Origin of the sequence: Flavobacterium sp. NG2 (assembly GCF_034119845.1) — a bacterium.
GTDB lineage: Bacteria > Bacteroidota > Bacteroidia > Flavobacteriales > Flavobacteriaceae > Flavobacterium.
Genome location: NZ_CP139420.1, coordinates 2,226,540 through 2,246,367 on the forward strand (window position 1 = coordinate 2,226,540; position 19,828 = coordinate 2,246,367).

A 19,828-nucleotide genomic window follows, 5' to 3' on the forward strand; every position below is an offset into this window, starting at 1 on the left:
GTACAATAAAATGAGAAAAAATAATCTGATATTCTTTGTTTTTGGATGTATCGCTTTAACAATGACTTCTTGTTCGGCTCAAAAGAAAAATGAACAAGCAAATGTTAAAAACACACAGCCCAACATTATATTTTATTTATCGGATGACCAAGATGTCTATGATTACGGTTGCTACGGAAACGAAAAAGTAAAAACTCCCGCTGTGGACCGAATTGCCAGAGAAGGGATTTTGTTCGAAAATGCTTTTACCGCTCAGGCCATCTGTGCGCCTAGTCGATCGCAATTATTCACAGGAAAATATCCTTTGAAAAACGGTTGTTTTGCTAATCATTCCAAAGTAAAACCCGATATCGTAAGTATTACCAAGCATCTGCGAAAACTTGGGTATGAAGTGGTTTTAGCAGGAAAAAGTCATGTGAGTCCTGATGAGGTTTTTGATTGGGACAAAGAATGGCATGCGGTAGAAAGACCCGAAGGGCCAAGAGAATACATTCCTATAGACAGTATTCAGAGTTATTTTAAAAAGGCTAAGAAACCTTTTTGTATGCTGGTTACTTCTTATTATCCACATTCAGAGTATTTTAATGTAGAGGGAGCTACTGCAAAGGATATTAAGTTTTATCCTTTTAATGAAAGTAAAAAGAACAATGCTGCTTTTATAAAAGACAAAGCAGGTTATTACAGAAGCATTGAAGAAGATAACAAACAATTAAATCAAGTGCTTACAGCAGCCGACAACTATTTGGGAGATAATACGCTAGTTATTTACAGTGCAGACCATGGAGTTTCAGGGAAATTTACAGTAAAAGATATTGGGTTGAAAGTACCCTTTGTGGCTCGTTGGCCAAAGGTGATCAAACCAGGAACCAAATCCAAACAGCTCATACATTATACCGATGTGTTGCCCACTTTTATGGAAATTGCTGGTGGCAAAGCGACTCCTGATATGGATGGTACCAGCTTTTTGCCCATTTTAAAAGGGACAGACACCGCCATTCATCAATACGTTTATGGGGTGAGAACCAATCAAAACATTCTCAATTCGGAAGTTTTTCCGTCTCGAATGATTCGTGATAGCCGTTACAAATACATCCGAAACTTCAATTCTGTTGATGTGGTAGAACAGAATCTAACAAATAAACCCAATGTTGATTTTTTCATTCGTAGAGGTGCTAATGCTTTTAAAAACGAACCCTTTGAAGAATTATATGATTTGCAAAACGACCCTTTTGAACAGCATAATCTAATAAACAAACCCGAATTAAAAGAAATTAAAGAGCGATTGACAAAAGACTTGTTTGGCTGGATGAAAGCTCAAGGTGACTTTTTAAACGAGCAAGCAGGAACTATGCCTTTGATAAAGGGAAAGGGCAAAGCAGGTTTCAGGCTAGACGAAGATACACCTAGAAGAAAAATACCTGATGCCATAAAAAACACCTTAAAAGAAGAGGATTATTTGATTATTAAGCATTGGTAGCTTAATTAATCTTTCGTTGAAAAACACAGTTTTAAAATTATTTTTAACTGTGTTTTTTTGTAAAAACAACAACCGATTCGTGTCGTAATCAGTTGGTGTTTATCTTTTTTTAACGGTTAAGACTAATGTTGAAGTTGGTTAAAAGATATAGAAACAGTTTTTTATTACTTCGTTTGTTTGGGATTAATTCAATATCAAAAGGAAGAAATATAATCTTGTTTAATCTAAATGAGTCAAATTAATTTTAATACTTTATCAAGTATGTTTTTATTTAAAACGAATTTTAATATAGTCGTTGCCTCTATGTTTTTAGTGGTAAATTTAACCAATGCGCAACGAAAAATTTATTTGTCAGGCGAAGACGCTACAACTGCGATTGACTGGGGGTTTAAAATTTCCGAAGGGCGCAACAGCGGTTTTTGGACCACAATACCTGTTCCTTCTAATTGGGAGACCGAAGGTTTTGGCGATTATATGTACGGGATGGACAAATTAGAAAATAGAAAACTCCCTGTGGGGAATTATCAGCACGCATTTAATTTTTCTTCAAAAACAAACAAACGTTATTTTATCGTATTCCAAGGTTCTATGACCGATACCAAAGTAAGCGTAAACGGAAAAAAGGTAGGCTTGCACCAAGGTGGTTTTACGGAGTTTAAATTTGAAATTACTGATTTTCTTAAAGAAGGGAAAAATAATCTTGAAGTAGAGGTAAACAGTAGCTCTACCAATGAATCCTTAGTAGCAGCCGAGCGTTTTGCTGATTATTGGATGTTTAGCGGTATTTTTCGCCCAGTGTTTATTGAGGAAGTAGCTGCCGAATTTATAGAGCATGTAGCTATTGATGCCAAGATGACGGGAGATTTTGATATGTGGGTATATACTCAAGGGGTAAAAAACGCAACTACCATTAGTGCGCAACTGTATGACAAAGAACATCATAAAATAGGTAAAACATTCACTTCAAAAATCACTAGCGAAAAGACATCACTAAGCGCAAATTTTAAAGACATAAAATTGTGGTCGCATGAATTTCCTAATTTGTATTCGGTAGAAATTGAATTAAAAAATAAGAAAGAAACACTACATACTTACAAAGAAACTTTTGGTTTTAGAACCTTTGAAGTACGTGACCATGATGGTTTTTATTTGAACGGGAAACGCCTTTTGTTAAAAGGTGCCAGCATGCATTGTTTTAGACCCGAAACAGGACGTACCCTTTCCAAAAAAGACATGATAGAAAATGTGCGTTTGATGCAAGACCTTAATTTTAACTGTGTTCGCGCATCACATTACCCAGCCGATGCTTATTTTTTAAAGGTTTGCGACTCCTTAGGAATAATGGCCATGGTTGAAACTACTGGTTGGTACCGCCCATTAGATACCGAAATTGGGACTAAATTGGTCAAAGAAATGGTTGTAAGAGATGTCAATCATCCGTCGGTAGTGTTGTGGAGTAATGGAAACCACATGGCACACAACCCGCAATTAGACGCAGTATTTATGGAATGGGATATTCAAAAAAGACGTCCCTTAAAGAATGAAGCCAAAAACAATGATATTTTTGCCAATTACAAACCTACTTGGGATATTGTAAATACAACCTATTATCCAAATTATAAGAGTATCAAGAAAAATCTTTTTGAAGAAAATCATATTTATATGCCTAATGAAACCTTGCATGCTTTGTATGATGGTGGTGGAGCGGCCAATTTAAAAACTTATTGGGATTTGTTTGAAAAATCAAAAGTAGGAGGTGGAATCATGATTTGGGCATTATTTGATGAAGGACTGATGCGTACCGATATGGGCTACACCATAGACAACCAACACAACAAAGCGGCAGATGGGATTGTAGGGCCTAAAGGCGAAAAAGATGGAAGTTATTATGGTGTGCGCGAAATTTGGTCGCCTGTAGTGATTGACAACGATAGTATCGACCCTAGTTTTAAGGGTGAAATTGCGGTACATAATAAGTTTAGTTTTGCCAATTTGAACCAATGTGAAATACGCTGGAAACTCATCAATTTTGCCAATCCTGACGGTACGGTCAATGGGCATCGTACAGTGGCTTCGGGCAAAGTGGTGGCCGATGTTTTGGCTGGAGCCAAAGGAATTTTCAAAATAGATTTACCCGAATCTTTTGTGAATAATGATGCTCTTACCATTGAAGTATATGACCCAAAAGGACTGTTGGTTTATGACAAACGCATTCCTATAACTACCTCCAAAAGACCGATTTTCAGAGCCAGTATGGAAGCTGATTTTGTACAAAATAAAACAAATAATTTTAGCCTTCAACGAGACAATATCACTCTTAATTTTGATGAGAATAGCGGTCAATTATTGTCTGTTTTAGACAAAGGAAAAGAAAGTTCGATAAAAAACTTTCCGTTTCTAACCTTTGAAGCTGTTGATAAGAACTTGGTTAACAATGTCTCAGAATCATCAAAAGCAACCATCAAAAAAGAAGGCAATCAATGGATTATTGAATCAAAAAACACCAAAGGTTTTGATTTTATCAAATGGACAGTAAAACCAACAGGCGAAATAATTTTAGATTACGCCTATACCTTAACCAAAGGAGCGTATAACTATGCCGGAATAGGGATGGAAGTAGCTGCTAGTGATGTGCTCCGCAAGCGATACCTAGGTGAAGGACCAGCCAGAATCTGGAAAAACCGTACCGAAGGAGGAACTCTTGATGTCTATGCGGTAGATAAACTTGTAAATATTCCAGGAGAAGTATATAACCAACCCGAGTTTGAAGGTTGTTTTGCTCCTTGGAATTGGGCGGTATTTTATCTTAAAAATAATCTTAATCTAGGTTTTAAAAACAATACAAATGTGGTGCTGGGAGTACTCAACCCTATCAATGGCTACGATCCTAAATTTGCTAGCTGGAGTTATCCCACACAAGAAGGTTTATTCTTTTTTGATTACATATCGGCCGTGGGTTCAAAATGGAAAGCACCAACAGAGTTTGGCCCTGATGGACAACCCAATCAGATAAACGAGCAAGTAAAGGGGTCGGTTTCTATGTTCATCAATTGGAATAAACCTTCTGGTAAATCAGAGCGAGTAAACTTAGAAATTGAGTAGATATCGACGTTCAAGGGGCTTAAGTAAACTTCTAAGCGTTTGATTTTTTTAATGACTAAGAATGTAATTTAAACAATTAATTTATAAACTACTTGTTTTTATTCCTAGCAGTTTTATTATCCTTAAAAAAAATACAGGACTATACAGGACAGCACTTATTGTTCTGTTAATTAACTTTGAATGGTAACCAAGACCTTAATAAAAAAAATGAAAAAAATAAAATTTTTAATACCACTTTTGGTAGTACTACTATTGAGTTTTTCTTTTGGCTTTATAGCTAAAGAGAGCATAAACGAAGAACTTATATTTGAGTCATTGACTTGTGATGCCATCGCTAACCCAACTGCTATTGAGAGCAAGCAACCATCTTTATCTTGGATAATAAAAACAAAAGGGTACAATAAATCACAATCGGCTTATCAGGTTTTAGTGGCTTCGTCTGAGGCTAAATTGAACGAAAAAGAGGCCGATTTATGGAATTCCAATCAGGTAAAATCTTCTCAATCTGCCTATGTCAAATATGCAGGTAAGGAGTTACAAGCTATTCAAAAATACTATTGGAAAGTGAAAATTTGGGACGAAAAAGGGGAGTCTTCTAATTGGTCTTCGGTGCAAACGTTTCAGATGGGTTTGATGGATAAAAACAATTGGGGCGAGTCGAAATGGATTAGTCTCAACAAAGACAACCGTACTTCGCCACATCGTTTTAGAGAATACCAAATTGGTAAAATGAAAGAACCAGAAATGGTGGCAGGACAGGCAGCGGGGTATTTTAGAAATGAAATTTCGACTCAAAAAAAAATTAAAAATGCCCAAGCGTACATCTGTGGATTGGGTTATTACGAATGGTATATCAACGGGAAAAAAGTGGGCGATCATGTTTTAGACCCTGCGCCTTCTAACTATGATAAACAAGCTTACTATGTTCATTATGATGTGACCAATGCCTTGAAAACAGGTCAAAATGCCATCGGAATAGTATTAGGAAATGGTTTTTACGGTCAAGATATTTCGTGGAAAAGTGATAAGGAATCGGAGAAAAGTATTTCTTACGGTCCACCAGCAGTGCGACTTTTAATTAAAGTTACTTATGAAGATGGCACTAAAGCTGATTTTTATACCAACGAAAATTGGAAAGAAAACACAGGGCCTATCGTTTTTAATAATATTTATGGTGGTGATACTTACGATGCCCGTTTTGAATTAGGAAATTGGAACAAAACCAATTACAAAGACACAAACTGGGGTAAAGCCAAAGTGATTTCGCCAGAAGTAAAAAAAATCAGTGCGCAACAAATTCCGCCCATTCGAAAATTAAAAGAATTAACGCCACAAAAAATATTCAAAGGAACCAATGGCAACTGGATTGTTGATTTTGGGCAAAACATTGCAGGTTGGGTCAAAATAAAAGTAAAGGGAACAAAGGGACAGTTGATAGAAATCACTACCACCGAAGCCTTGACACAAAATGGAAAAGATATTTTTCCGGGCTCTACGGATGGTGGTGCCAATGGCATGCGACAAGTTTACAAATACATTTGTAAAGGAGAAGGTCTTGAGACTTGGGAACCACAATTTAGCTACCACGGTTTTCGATATGCCGAATTAAAAGGAATCACAACAAAGCCAGATGCTGCCATGATTCAGGCGGCTTTAGTAGCAACCGATATTCAGGAAAAAGGAAGTTTTAGTTGCTCTGAGCCTTTGTTTAACAAAATGCACAGCATTAGCAAATGGACAATTGTAGATAATATTCATGGGATTCCAGAGGATTGTCCGCACCGTGAAAAATGTGGTTGGTTGGGCGATGCGCACGCTTTTTGCGAATATGCGTTGTACAACTATGATATGGAAAATTTCTATAAAAAATACATGGAAGACATTCGCACCCAAATGATTCCAGTAAAAGCCAACAACAATCCTGAAGTCAAGCACAAAGTACCTACGATGATTGCGCCTGGAAAACGAACTTCTAGTATAGCTAAATTGGATTGGGGTGTAGCAACCATGTATTTGCCTTGGTACAATTACCTTTATTATGGCGATGATTCGATTGTGAAGGAGTATTATGAAGATATGAAAGATTTGACGAATTATTATTTATCCTTCAAAGATGAAAAAGGAATCATTCAAAACGGGATGGGAGATTGGTGTCCACCCAATTGGGATCGCTTGAAAAACCCTGGTGCTATGGAGTGTGACCCAGTTGTATCGGCCAATGCTTATTTTTATGATGTGTTGGGCATTATGGAAAAATTTGCCAAAATGAATCAGGACACCGCTTTTGAACAAAAAGTAAAAAAAGAAAAAGAAGCGTTGTTTCAAGCTTTTAATAAGGAGTTTTTAGCAACTATTCCGTCAACGCAATTCAAATGGTACGGAAGCCAAACGGCTACAGTAATGGCTTTACAATTTGGAATGGTAGCGGAGTCTGATATTAATACCGTGTTGAATGGCTTAGAATATGATATAAATACAATCAAAGGTGGGCATCATTCTACAGGAATCCACGGAAATCGCTATATCTATACCGTTTTAACGAAATATGGTAAAGCCGATTTGGCTCACCAAATTTTAACCACACCTACGTTTCCAAGTCAAACTTATATTATGAATTACGGTTTTACTACTTGGCCTGAGCGTCAGTTTAATTGGGATAAAATGGAAGGCTTGACCAATTCGTTAAACCACCCGATGCATAGTGGGTTTTCGGCCTATTTCTTCGAATCTCTCGGCGGAATCAAATCTACTTTTGAGGGAGCGGGTTACAAAGAATTTACGGTACATCCTGTTTTTCCAAAAAACGTTACCAATACTACTGTAGCTGTTCCTACGCCATATGGCATGATTCACAACAGTTGGAAATTGACAGGAACTAGTTTTTCAATGGATTTAGAAGTTCCTTTTAATACCAAAGCACAACTGGTTTTAACTCCAAAAGAATTACAAACCTTGAAAATTAATGGTGTTGCTTTTGAGACTTTTCAAAAAGAAAATAAAGTCGTTTTGATTAATAAATCGACTGTAGTTTTGGGCTCAGGGAAGTATTTAATTGAGTATATGAAATAGTTATAGTCCTTACCATAAAGTATCATTTATAAAAAGTAGTAAGCTCAGGTTTGCTACTTTTTTTATTGTTTAGAAATGATTTTTTTATGTTTTTAAATTTAAAGAAGAATAATGTTACCGGGTAAAAAAAAAATCTTATAAAAAGAGCTTTAAGTTTTGGTATTGAGCTATCTAAGTTGGTTTTGAAATAAAAAAAACTAAAAATAAGTTAATTAATCAAGATAGTTCAGGATAGTGTTTTTAACAAATAATTATAATTTGTGTGATGTTATTAACCAATTTAACTAACTTATTTATGAAATTAAAATTTACAATTAAGGTTTTTCAGAGTTTTAGAGAATCTTGGAAGTGTATTGTTTTGATATTGTCCTTTGTGACTATGTCAAATGCGCAGACTGTTTCTGGAACTGTAACGGCAGATGGGATGCCCTTACCGGGAGCAACAGTATTGATAAAAGGTACGACAAAGGCAACTAGTACTGACTTAGATGGTAAGTTTACTTTTGGGGCAACGGCTCAAGATGTACTTGTGTTTTCCTACATTGGATATGCTTCGAAGGAGGTGCAAGTAGGAACCAAAAAACAAATCAATGTTGTCTTAGAATCGGATAACAAACTTGAAGAAGTTGTAGTTATTGGATACGGAACACAACGTAAGTCGGATTTAACGGGTTCTGTTTCTTCTGTAAGTGCTAAGGATTTAGCGGCTGTACCTGTATCAAGGGTTGACCAAGCCCTTCAAGGTAGAGCTTCGGGTGTTCAGGTAACTCAAACAAGTGGGGCGCCAGGAGCTGGTACTTCTATCCGTGTTCGTGGAGGGAATTCTATTACAGGAAGTAATGAGCCACTTTGGGTAATTGACGGTATCATTGTGGGGAATGATTATAATTTAAATAATCTGAATTCAAATGATATTAAATCAATTGAAATCTTAAAAGATGCTTCGTCTATTGCTATTTATGGTTCCAGAGGTGCTAATGGTGTTGTATTAGTTACTACTAAGAATGGGGCTAATATTGGAGGAGGTAAACCTCAGGTAAGTGTTGGTATGTATTCCAGTACGCAATTAGTGCCAGAGAGACCTGCATTTCTTTCACAAGCTGAACAAATTAAGTATACTAATGAAGACGCACGTTTTAGAGGGGTAGCTGAACCTTTTCCAGGTGACCCATCAAGTTATCCTAATAACGATTATTTTGATCTTTTACTTAATCCTTCTCCAATATTTAATGGGGATGTATCTATTTCGGGGGCTTCTGAGAATGGAAATGTAAGTTATTATAACTCCCTCAATTTTTTCAATCAAGACGGTTTAATAGAAAATTCAGGTATTCAGAAATATATTTTTAGATCGAATGTTGATTTTAAATTGAACAAAAAATTGAAAGCTGGTTTTCGTATCAATTACTCTAGAATTAAGCAAGATAATGGAGTTGTTGGGTACGGAGGTTTGTTGAATATTCTACCTACACAGCCCGTGTATAATGCGGATGGTTCTTTTAATGGTTTTGACGATGTAGTAGGTGCTCCATTTAATAATCCAGTGGCAACAGCAAAGCTAGATACTGATCAAACAGTTTCGAATAATTTTTTAGGAACAGCTTATTTAGAGTATAATCCTATTCCAAATTTAATTATACGTTCTACTTTTAGCCCTGAAATTAATAACTCAAAAAGAAATGAGTTTAGCTCTAGTCAAAGACCTGATTTTTTGTCTGTAGGGGAAACTGGTAATGCTAAGATATCTAGTGTGTCTTCCTTTGGTTGGAATAACGAAAATACAATTCAGTACAATACTGATTTTGGAAAGAATCATAGTTTGACCGTTCTAGGTGGGGCTTCATTTCAAAAATCTACTACTGAAATTTTTTCTGCACAAGCTTTTGGAATTACAACAGATGCTGTTGGGTTTAACAATATTGGATTAGGTACAGACCCTTCAAGAAATATTGTTAGTAGTGCTTATCCTAATCCTTTTCAATTGGCGTCTTTCTTCGGAAGAGCAAATTACAGTTATAAAGATAAATATCTTTTCACTTTGGTAGGACGATATGATGGTACTTCAGTATTTGCTCCTGGAAATCAATGGGGCTTTTACCCATCTATTGCTGGAGCTTGGAAAATTAGTGAAGAATCATTTATGCAAAATCAGAATATTTTTCATGATTTGAAATTGAGAGCTAGTTATGGGCAAGCAGGAAATCAAGCCATTGGTGCATATGCCACAAAAGCAATTTTAGTGGAAGCAAATACTACATTAAATGGTGTGCAACAACCAGGTTTAACATTAGGTAGGCCTGCTAATCCAAATTTAGGATGGGAAACGACAACCTCTTTTGATGCAGCATTAGAAGCTTCATTTTTAAAGGGTAGAATTTTTACTGAATTCAACTACTATCATAAAACGACTAATGACTTACTTCTAGATGTTACGATACCGAGACAAACAGGATTTACTAGTCAACTACAAAATGTAGGGTCATTAGAAAATAAGGGTTGGGAATTTTTAGTAAAATCGACTAATATTCGAAATACTAATTTTAATTGGAACACTACCTTAACCTTGTCTTCTAATAAAAATAAGGTGCTGAATCTTGGAGGACAAGATTATATTGATGTTGTTGTGGACCAAATTTTAGGATCAGGTAATTTAAGGATTATTAAAGGAGAGACAGTTCCAGTATTCACGGGTGTTCGTTATTTAGGGACTTGGAAAAGCCAACAAGAAATCAATGATTCTGGTTTAAGTCCAGGAACACAAGTTGTGGGTGGACCAAGATTCGAAGATTTAAACAAAGATGGTATTATTTCAAATGAAGATAATGTGGTTTTAGGTAGTCCTTTTCCAGATTTGATTTATGGTTTTGAGAACAATATATCCTACAAGAATTTTGATTTAAGTTTTTATATCCAAGGTACTGTAGGAAATGAAGTATACAACCTTAGATCAAGAGGAAACTACTTTACTAGAGGTGAAAATACAAAATTTGCTGAAATCGCAAATCGTTGGACTCCAGAAAACCCAACTTCGGATATTCCTAGAGCAGGTTCCGACGGTGTTACAACTATTGTAAGTAATTCAAAAGATGTGGAAGATGGTTCTCATTTACGTCTTAAAACGGTGAGATTAGCTTATAACTTTCCTGTAGATAAAATGGGATTAAAAGGCGTTAAAAATATGTCAGTTTATGTTTCAGGAACTAATTTACTCTTATTGTCTAACTTTAGATTAATAGACCCTGAGACAAGTAGATATGGAAGTAGTGGATTAGGAAATATTGCTCAAGGATTTTCAAATGGGGAGTATCCTAATGCAAAGGTTTTAACTCTTGGACTTAATGTAACTTTTTAAAATAATACGTATGAAAACTAAATATATATATATATTCTTAATAATATGCTCATGCTTTAGTTGTGAGTCTTTTTTAGAAGAAGTACCTCGTGATATCATTGCACCAGAAAATTTCTTTGCTTCGGAAGCAGATGCGCGTCAGGCAATTAATGGGGTATATGCAATTTATAAAAATAACTCCTTATATGGACAAGTGGGACTTGATCATTTTTATGATAATGGGGTAGATATTATTGAACCTAATCGTGTGGCTGACTTTGTACAGCCTATAGGAAACTATACCATGAATGAAGCATTAGCAGATGTTTCTATTCAAAAAATGAGTGTATCAGATACTTGGAAAGATTTGTATAAAGTGGTCTTGAATACTAATATCATTATTGATAGAGTTACAGGGAATAAAGCAATTGCAACAAATGTTCAAACCGACGTTATAGCTGAGGCTCGTTTTTTAAGAGGATTGGCCTATTGGCATATTACCAATTTATGGGGAGCTGCTCCTTATTATACTAGTAATCTAACTATTAATGAGATAAAAGTATTGGGTAGAACACCAAAAGCCACTATTGTTACGGGGGTTTTAGAAGATTTAAAATTTGCACAAGATAATTTGAAATCAACTTATCCAACAGATCAAAGAGGTCGTGCTACTAAGTGGGCTGCTGCTATTGTGACTGCTAAAATTTATATGGAACAAAAACAATGGCAAAAAGGGTTAGATAAATGTCTTGAAATCATCAACCAATCAGGTCATGAAATTTTACCAACCTATGCTGCTGTTTTTGATCCTGCCAACGAGTATAATAAGGAGGTTATTTGGTCTCTAGATTTTGCAAAAGACATTAGAGGACAATTTGAAGAAGGGGTTGCAGATGCCAACGGGAATTTGAATCCAGTTTTTGGTAATGGGAACTGGAGACCTAGTATGTTTAATCCTAGATTAAGAGATGAACCTAAAAATACTTCTCAAAGAGCTGCACTTTCAGCTGCCCTTACTGCTAGAGGAGAAGCATTTAATGGAACAGGCTTACAGATTGCTTCTAAAGATTTTGCTGAAAAATTTCCGTTAAACGATTTGAGAAGACCTCTAAATGTGATGGATAAATACTTAGGTTTTGATTTAGCTTTCCCATATATGCCTAAGTTTATGAATTTAAAATTAGACTCTTCACCTCGTTTTAACCATTCAGACAATAGACTGGTATTTCGTTTGGCTGATGTCAAATTAATGGCTGCGGAATGTGAGAATGAGCGTCCAGGAGGAAATCCAACGGCTGCTTATGAATACATTAAAGAAATCAGAAATCGTGCTTATCCTACTTTAGTAGAAGCAGAGGCTATCAAAGGGCTTACACAGCAACAGTTCAGACAGGCTATTTATAATGAACGTAAGTGGGAACTAGCAGGAGAATGTATGAGAAGATACGATTTAATTAGATGGGGAATCTTATTAAATGTGGTGCAAAATCTACAATATCGATTCTGGAATCCAGCACAAAATATTAGACCATGGCATGTGTTGTTGCCAATTCCATTGCAAGAGTTACAATTGAATCCAAATTTATTGAAGTCAGATCCAACAAATAATGGATATAGAAGTTAGTTAGTTTTTTTTTAGTTTAGTTTAAAAGACCGAAATATTTTGTTTCGGTCTTTTTTTTATTCAGATTTAAGACCAGTACAGTACAGGATAAACCCCAGGCATAATTGATTTATTTTAGCTTTTTAGTTAAATTTTGATTTTTACAAAATTAGTTGTTAGTTGTGTTTTTTCTGTATGATTATAAAGTTTTGTGAAAGAAAGCACATGATAAAAGTGCTATTAAAATAACAAGCATTAGGATTTAAAGAAACCAAATAACAAATAGGTTTTGAGTATAAAATGGTTTCCTGGTATAAGTAATTGGATAAATGTAAAAAATAAACGTATGAAAAAATATTTAAGTATTAGTTGTTTTGCCCTAGCTGTATTTGGCTTTGTCGCCAATATAAGTCATGCACAAGTCGCTAAAAATAAGGTTGCTTCAGAAAATATTGGACAAAAAAAGCGTCCCAATATTATTTTTCTATTGACCGATGATCAGCGTTGGGATGCTATGGGGGCAATGGGGAATTCCATCATTCAAACTCCTAATATGGATAAGTTGGCCAATAAAGGGGTTTTGTTTCAAAACGCTTATGTTACCACATCCATTTGTTGTGTAAGTCGTGCCAGTTTACTCACAGGTCAATACGAATCAAAACACGGCATCCACGATTTTAATACAGATTTAAAACCCGAAACCTTTAAAAAGTCCTATCCCAATCTCTTAAAAGAAGCGGGTTATAAATTAGGATTTATTGGTAAATACGGTGTTGGGCATCATCCTCCATTTGCAACTTTTGATTACGTTTATGATACAGAAGAAGGCGGGAAAGCACAACCCGATTATATAACAATTGGTAAAAACGGAAAACCTATTCATGATACCGATACGATTAATTCTTCTATTCAGGAATTTTTAGGAAAGTTTGCTAACAAAGAACCTTTTTGTCTTTCGGTGAGTTTTAAAGCGCCTCACGAACAGGATGGAAATCCTCCTAAATATGTGATACAGTCCAAATACAAGGATTATTACAAAGACGTGACTATTCCAGAACCTGTAACTGCAAATCCTAAATATTGGGAACTATTGCCAGATGTTTTGAGAACCGAAACTAATTTTGGTAGAGCAAGATGGAAAGGACTATTTGGTACGCCTGAATTGTATCAAGAAAATGTAAAGAACTACTATCGATTGATAACAGGTGTTGATGATGTTCTTGGTGATATGATGAAGAAGCTAGAAAAATTAGGCATTGCTGATAATACCATTATTATTTTAATGGGTGATAACGGGATGCTACTAGGAGAACATGGCATGGAAGGAAAATGGTATGGTCATGAAGAATCCATAAGAGTTCCTCTTGTAATTTATAATCCAAATTCACCAGACAAGGTGAAGCAATACCGCGCTCAGCAAATGGCACTGAATATTGATATTGCTCCTACGATACTTTCTATGGCAGGAGTTCCAGTTCCAAAAGAAATGGCAGGCGTTAATTTGATTGATGTAATTCAGAATATAATACCCGAAAGAAAAGAATTTTTCTACCAACATTATTTTCTAGGAGGGCCACAAATACCAAGAGTCGAAGCTGTTGTTACTCCCGATTTTAAATACATCAATTATGTGGAGACAGGTTTTGAAGAAATGTTTTATACCAAACACGATTCTCATGAAATTGAAGATTTAATTAAAAATCCTCAATACAAATTGAAGTTAGAGCAATTGCGCAACAGATACAATGATTTAAAGAAAAAACATGGCGTTCCTTCTTCAGTTTGGCAAAAATCAAGTAAAGAATTTTAACCCGTTGGCTGAAAAAATGAATCGTTAACGTTATGCCTATTGTCACATTGAGCTTGTCGCATTGAGCTTGTCGAAATGTATAACAGTTTTAAACACAATTAATTTCTTATAGATGAATATTTTAAAATCATTTACACTTTTCATAATTCTTATTTGTTTTGGATGTAAATCGGTCACAGACAAACCAGAATCCAATATGTCAAATAAACTAGGTCAAGCCAAAATAGGTAGTTGGGGCGATCAAGGCGACGGAACCTACATCAATCCTATTTTGAATGCAGATTATCCAGATTCTGATATTGAGCAAGTGGGCGATACCTATTACATGATTACTTCTAAGCAACATATGTCACCTGGGATGCCTATATTAGAATCTAAAGACATGGTCAATTGGAAGAATGTAGGGCATGTATTTAGCAGTTTGTCATGGGCTCCAGAATACAATTGGGATCGAATGAACGGCTATTCTTTTGGTGTTTGGGCTGGTGATTTAGCCTATCATGAAGGAACTTGGTATTGCTACCAAATTGATTACGAACATGGTTTAATGGTTACCACCGCTAAAGATATTAAAGGGCCGTGGAGCAAGCCAATAATAATGCTACCTAAATCTGAAGTATTAGATGATCCGGGAGTGTTTTGGGATGAAGAAACACATAAAGCTTACGTTATTGTAAATACTGCTGGAAAGCAAAAGAAAGCAAGTAACACCATCGAAGGCAATGAGAATCGAATTTACGAAATGAGTTGGGATGGGACTAAAATTCTAGACAAAGGAAAATTAGTGTACACCGGAATGGGAGCCGAAGCGGCTAAAATCTATAAAATTGACGGTACTTGGTATATTTTTATAGCACAATGGACAATGGGGGATACCAGTACAAAACCAGGAGTTAAAAACCCAAAAAACGACAGAAAACAAATTGTATTGCGTTCCAAAGAAAGCATTTACGGGCCTTATGAGGTAAAAACGGTTTTAGAAAAAGGAACAGCTTTTAATAATCGCAGTTGTAGCCAAGGAGGTTTAATGCAGGCTCCTGATAAATCATGGTGGTTTATGCATCAGTTAATTCAAAATGATGACATTCCTTTTCAAGGCAGACCTCAATGTTTGGCTCCCGTGACTTGGGTTGACGGTTGGCCTATCATTGGTATTGATGAAGATCAGGACGGCATAGGAGAACCTGTAAAACGTTTCAAAAAACCAATCAATGGCTATCCTGTTTCGGCACCAAGTTCTGATGACGATTTTTCATCGTCTAAACTAGGTTCACAATGGGAATGGAATCATAATCCAAGAAATACACATTGGTCGTTAACCGAAAGAACGGGTTGGTTACGTTTAAAAGCAAGCAAAGTATTGCCCAATAAAAAAGGGTATGGGCCTAATCAAAACGAATGGACTAATAATGACGGTTCTGATTCTGATTTTTGGAGAGCTTGCAATACCCTAAGTCAACGTATTATGGGGATTACAACGGGTACTGCTGTTGCAAAATTCGATATTTCAGGCATGCAACCCCATCAATTAGCTGGTTTTGTACGATATGGAGGTGTATTTAATTTATTAGGTATTGAAGTTGATGAAAACGGGAAAAAGAAGCTATTTTACATGGATGCAATGGCCAAAAAAACAATGGGTCCAGAAATAAAAGGGAAAGATTTGTATGTGAGAACCTCAAACAATAGCAATCAAGCTACTTATGAGTATAGTTTGGATGGTAAGAATTTTAAATCCTTTGGGCCAACTTTTACCATTGAATTTGGAAAATGGACAGGCGATCGCCTAGGGTTCTTTAGTTGGAATGAAAAAGAAGATGCTGGATATATTGATGTCGATTGGTTCCAATATGATTATGATGGACCTAAAGCGAAGCGATAATATTTTTAGATAAGCTAAAGCTAATCTATAGACTTTTTAAATTAGTTCACTATAGATAGAAATAAATAGAATACATATGAAAAAGAGATTTGAATTATTGAAAAACAGGACTTTTTATTTATTTCTATCAATTGGAATGTTGCTATTTTCATGTCAAATTTTTAAGAAATCGGATAAGCTATCCCAAGGAGATGATGTGGATTTAAATTCTCCTAATCGTCCTAATATTTTGTGGTTGGTTACGGAAGATATTGGTCCTTACTTGCCCTCTTTTGGAGACTCCACTATTGTAACCCCCAATTTAAGCCGATTGGCTAAAGAAGGAGTAGTCTATACTAATTTGTATTCAACTTCGGGAGTATGTTCGCCAAGTAGAGCCGCAATTGCTACAGGAATGTATCCCTCAGGTATTGGTGCTAATAATATGCGAACCAATTCGAATATGAAAGAAACAGGATTGCCTCCCTATGAAGCGGTACCACCACCACAAGTAAAAATGATAAGCGAGTTGCTTAGAATGAAAGGGTATTATTGTTCGAATAATTATAAAGAGGACTATCAATTTAATCCACCTGTAACGGCTTGGGATGAAAGTAGCGCCTATGCGCACTGGAGAAACAGAGGTGTAAACCAGCCTTTTTTTTCTGTTTTTAACTTTACAGAAACGCATGAATCGGGCTTGTTTGAACCTTATGGCTTTAGACAAATAGAGACTAGACATTATCACGAGGGGGACACCTCCTACGTTTGGAAGCAAAACGGACTTCCTGATGCTAAAAATAGAATGACCGAAGCCGAAACTCCAGTACATCTACCTAAACACACAAAATTTAAAATTCCGCCATACTTGCCAGACAATGCGGTGGTGCGTAGAGATATGTGGAAATTATACAACAACATTGCCGAAACAGACAAGCAAATTGGTGCTGTTTTAAAGCAATTGGAAGACGATGGTTTACTCGAAAAAACCATTATCGTTTTTTATAGTGACCACGGTGGCCCATTACCTAGAGGAAAACGTTTGATTTATGATTCGGGTTTAAATACACCAATGATTATTCGCTATCCCAACAAACAAAAGGCAGGGACAAAGGACAATCAATTAATAAGTTTTGTAGATTTTGCTCCTACTTTGCTTTCAATGATTGACGTTAAAACACCTAGCTATATGCAAGGACAAGCTTTTGCAGGGAATAACAAAGTAAAAGTAGAACGCAAGTACGTACACGCTGCAGCAGACCGCTTTGATGAAGTAACGGATGCTATTAGAGCGGTTCGTGATAAGCAATTCAAATACATTCGAAATTATAGACCAGAACAAGGGTATTATTTGCCATTAGCCTATAGAGAACAAATTCCAACGATGCAAGAATTATTGCGACTGCACAAAGAAGGAAAATTAAATGCAATTCAAGATCAATGGTTTAGAAAATCGAAACCAACGGAAGAATTATTTGATTGCAAAGCAGATCCTCATGAATTAGTTAATCTAGCGTCAAACCCTAAATACGCTTCAAAACTACAAGAGCTGCGAACAGAAATGAATCGTTGGCTCGAAGAAATTCATGACGACCCTAAATTGCCTGAGGCAGCACTCATCCGTAAATTGTGGAATGGAAAAGAGAACCAACCTCAAACGGCCAAACCAATTATTTCCTATAATCAGGGAAAATTAGTTATTAGTTGTGAAACGGCTGGAGCTTCAATTGGCTATAAAGTCAAAAACAAAAATGGGTCTTGGCCTAAAAGTTGGACTATTTATCAAAAACCAGTTACTTTAGCTAAAGGGACTGAATTGAGCGTAATGGCTCATCGTATTGGATACAAAGCAAGTCAAACAGTTACTTTTAAAGGAGAAAATTAGTAAACGAACGATTTGAAAATAGTCATTCTCCATTAAGCAGCCTATATAGATTATTTAAAAATAATTTTAATTTTATAAACCAAAACAATTATTGTGAAGTCTAAATCATTGATTATACTATCATTTTCCTATTTGATATTCGGATACAATGCTATTGCACAAGTCGTGAATTTAGAGAGTGCAGTTGTTTTTGAAGAAAAAAACGGACTTGTTGCTGTAGAAGCAGAAGCTTTTTACAAACAATCAAATACGGATGTGAGGCAATGGTATCGCACCTCGATAACCGAAACCCCTAAGGTAGGTCGTGATGATGACGACAAACATATTGAAAATGCAAGCCAAAAGGCTTATATTGAAATCTTGCCTGATGAAAGAGTCACTCACGATGATCCATTAGAACGAGATAAAAATTTTACCGATGAAGCGGGGAAAATGGCTGTGGTGCATTACAAGGTGAAAATAAATACTCCCGGTCGCTATTATGTATGGGCTAGAGCCTTCTCTATGGGTAGTGAAGACAACGGTGTGCATGTGGGAATCAACGGGCAATGGCCAGAGCATGGTAAAAGAATGCAATGGTGTGATGGAAAAGGAAAATGGACTTGGGAAAGTAAGCAACGAACTAAAGAAGTGCATTGCGGTCTTCCTCACGAAATTTATTTAGATATTGACCAAGTAGGGATTCACGACATACAATTCAGTATGCGTGAAGATGGTTTTGAAATGGACAAATTTATCCTGACCAATGATGTCAATTATGTACCTACAGACCAAGAATAAGGGTCGAACGCTTAAAAGAAAAATAAATTTTTTTGTAACAATAAATAAGTATTTCAAATGAACAAAATAATATTGCTCGTATTAGGTGTGCTAATGAGTTCGACTTTGGTGTCGGCACAATCTATAAAAGCTCCCAAAGGACGTATCGCTATTGTAGCCGATGGAAATTCACCTGACCCAGACGATCTTGGAGGAACAGCCATCACCTTGGCATTATTGAAAGCTACAGATTTGACAGATCGATTGGTGCATTACTCACACAGTTGTGATTTAGTACGTGTTGATCGAATTTCGGAAGCAGCAGAAAAGGAAAGACATGCCATGATGCAAACCGCTTGTGATGGTACTGCCAGACGTTGGGGCGGTTTTGAGCATATCACTTTTTGGGATGCCAAATGGCAATTGGATCAAACAATCAAAGATTTAAGTAAAGCAATCAATGCTTCAACCGCTGATGATCCGTTGTGGATAATTGAAGCCGGAGAACCTGATATCATAGGTTTTGCGTTGGATGCTACGCCAAAAGAAAAACACAAATTTGTTAAAGTGATTACCCATCATCCAGCGAACGATGATGCTGGGGATTTTTACAAATGGAAGCAAATTCTGGATTTTGGAGTAGAAGAAGTGCGTATTCCAGACCAAAATACCTATCTAAAAGTAAAAGAATCACAATGGGATTGGGCTAAGAATCACCCTGATGACCGCATGCAATTTGTGTGGTTAATGGGAAAAATGGCCGAGATTGATAATGTGGTTAAATTCCAAAAAGGCTATTGGGATTGTTCAGATGCGGGGATGGTATTGTATTGGATTACAGGAGCAACCAATGGCGGATTGAAAGAAGGAAAAGTAGAAGATGTGAAGACATTATTGCTTAATTATTTAGATAAAAAAGAAAAGAAGTAAT

At 36.1% G+C, this 19,828-nt stretch carries 10 protein-coding genes; all 10 read left to right on the plus strand.

The genetic code is table 11. The features are described from left to right. Positions 1-10: 10 nt before the first annotated feature. The 10 genes from SLW70_RS09225 to SLW70_RS09270 all read left to right on the plus strand — a co-directional run bounded on the left by SLW70_RS09225 (position 11) and on the right by SLW70_RS09270 (position 19,827). Positions 11-1,477, plus strand: coding sequence for a sulfatase (locus SLW70_RS09225; RefSeq protein ID WP_320888025.1), 1,467 nt, complete (start codon positions 11-13; stop codon positions 1,475-1,477). A gap of 228 nt (positions 1,478-1,705) precedes the next feature. Beyond that, positions 1,706-4,579, plus strand: a complete 2,874-nt coding sequence (locus SLW70_RS09230; protein WP_320888026.1) for a glycoside hydrolase family 2 protein — start codon at positions 1,706-1,708, stop codon at positions 4,577-4,579. 207 nt (positions 4,580-4,786) lie between these two features. Then, positions 4,787-7,648, plus strand: a complete 2,862-nt coding sequence (locus SLW70_RS09235; RefSeq protein WP_320888027.1) for an alpha-L-rhamnosidase — start codon at positions 4,787-4,789, stop codon at positions 7,646-7,648. A 295-nt stretch (positions 7,649-7,943) separates the two neighbouring features. Further along, positions 7,944-11,000 (plus strand): TonB-dependent receptor, encoded by a 3,057-nt coding sequence (locus SLW70_RS09240; protein ID WP_320888029.1) that lies wholly within the window; start codon positions 7,944-7,946, stop codon positions 10,998-11,000. 10 nt (positions 11,001-11,010) lie between these two features. Further along, positions 11,011-12,603, plus strand: a complete 1,593-nt coding sequence (locus tag SLW70_RS09245; protein WP_320888030.1) for a RagB/SusD family nutrient uptake outer membrane protein — start codon at positions 11,011-11,013, stop codon at positions 12,601-12,603. 325 nt (positions 12,604-12,928) lie between these two features. Next, the gene (locus SLW70_RS09250) at positions 12,929-14,392 is read left to right on the plus strand and encodes a sulfatase (protein ID WP_320888031.1); all 1,464 of its coding nucleotides are present in this window, start codon (positions 12,929-12,931) and stop codon (positions 14,390-14,392) included. A 112-nt stretch (positions 14,393-14,504) separates the two neighbouring features. Next, on the plus strand, positions 14,505-16,274 hold the full coding sequence (locus SLW70_RS09255; protein WP_320888032.1) for a glycoside hydrolase 43 family protein: 1,770 nt from the start codon (positions 14,505-14,507) through the stop codon (positions 16,272-16,274). A gap of 76 nt (positions 16,275-16,350) precedes the next feature. Beyond that, a complete protein-coding gene (locus tag SLW70_RS09260; RefSeq protein ID WP_320888033.1) occupies positions 16,351-18,138 on the plus strand; it encodes a sulfatase in 1,788 nt (595 codons plus the stop codon). Between the two features lie 93 nt (positions 18,139-18,231). Further along, positions 18,232-18,918: a hypothetical protein gene (locus SLW70_RS09265; RefSeq protein WP_320888034.1), complete on the plus strand. Its 687-nt coding sequence runs from the start codon at positions 18,232-18,234 to the stop codon at positions 18,916-18,918. Positions 18,919-18,975: 57 nt separating this feature from the next. Continuing rightward, positions 18,976-19,827, plus strand: a complete 852-nt coding sequence (locus tag SLW70_RS09270) for a hypothetical protein (protein ID WP_320888035.1) — start codon at positions 18,976-18,978, stop codon at positions 19,825-19,827. Position 19,828 lies beyond the last annotated feature (1 nt).

What these genes read in the sequence shown, in the direction of transcription:
- SLW70_RS09240 (WP_320888029.1), top strand. Translation starts at nt 7,944, where the DNA reads ATGAAATTAAAATTTACAATTAAGGTTTTTCAGAGTTTTAGAGAATCT.
- SLW70_RS09250 (WP_320888031.1), top strand. Translation starts at nt 12,929, where the DNA reads ATGAAAAAATATTTAAGTATTAGTTGTTTTGCCCTAGCTGTATTTGGC.
- SLW70_RS09255 (WP_320888032.1), top strand. Translation starts at nt 14,505, where the DNA reads ATGAATATTTTAAAATCATTTACACTTTTCATAATTCTTATTTGTTTT.
- SLW70_RS09245 (WP_320888030.1), top strand. Translation starts at nt 11,011, where the DNA reads ATGAAAACTAAATATATATATATATTCTTAATAATATGCTCATGCTTT.
- SLW70_RS09225 (WP_320888025.1), top strand. Translation starts at nt 11, where the DNA reads ATGAGAAAAAATAATCTGATATTCTTTGTTTTTGGATGTATCGCTTTA.
- SLW70_RS09235 (WP_320888027.1), top strand. Translation starts at nt 4,787, where the DNA reads ATGAAAAAAATAAAATTTTTAATACCACTTTTGGTAGTACTACTATTG.
- SLW70_RS09260 (WP_320888033.1), top strand. Translation starts at nt 16,351, where the DNA reads ATGAAAAAGAGATTTGAATTATTGAAAAACAGGACTTTTTATTTATTT.
- SLW70_RS09230 (WP_320888026.1), top strand. Translation starts at nt 1,706, where the DNA reads ATGAGTCAAATTAATTTTAATACTTTATCAAGTATGTTTTTATTTAAA.
- SLW70_RS09270 (WP_320888035.1), top strand. Translation starts at nt 18,976, where the DNA reads ATGAACAAAATAATATTGCTCGTATTAGGTGTGCTAATGAGTTCGACT.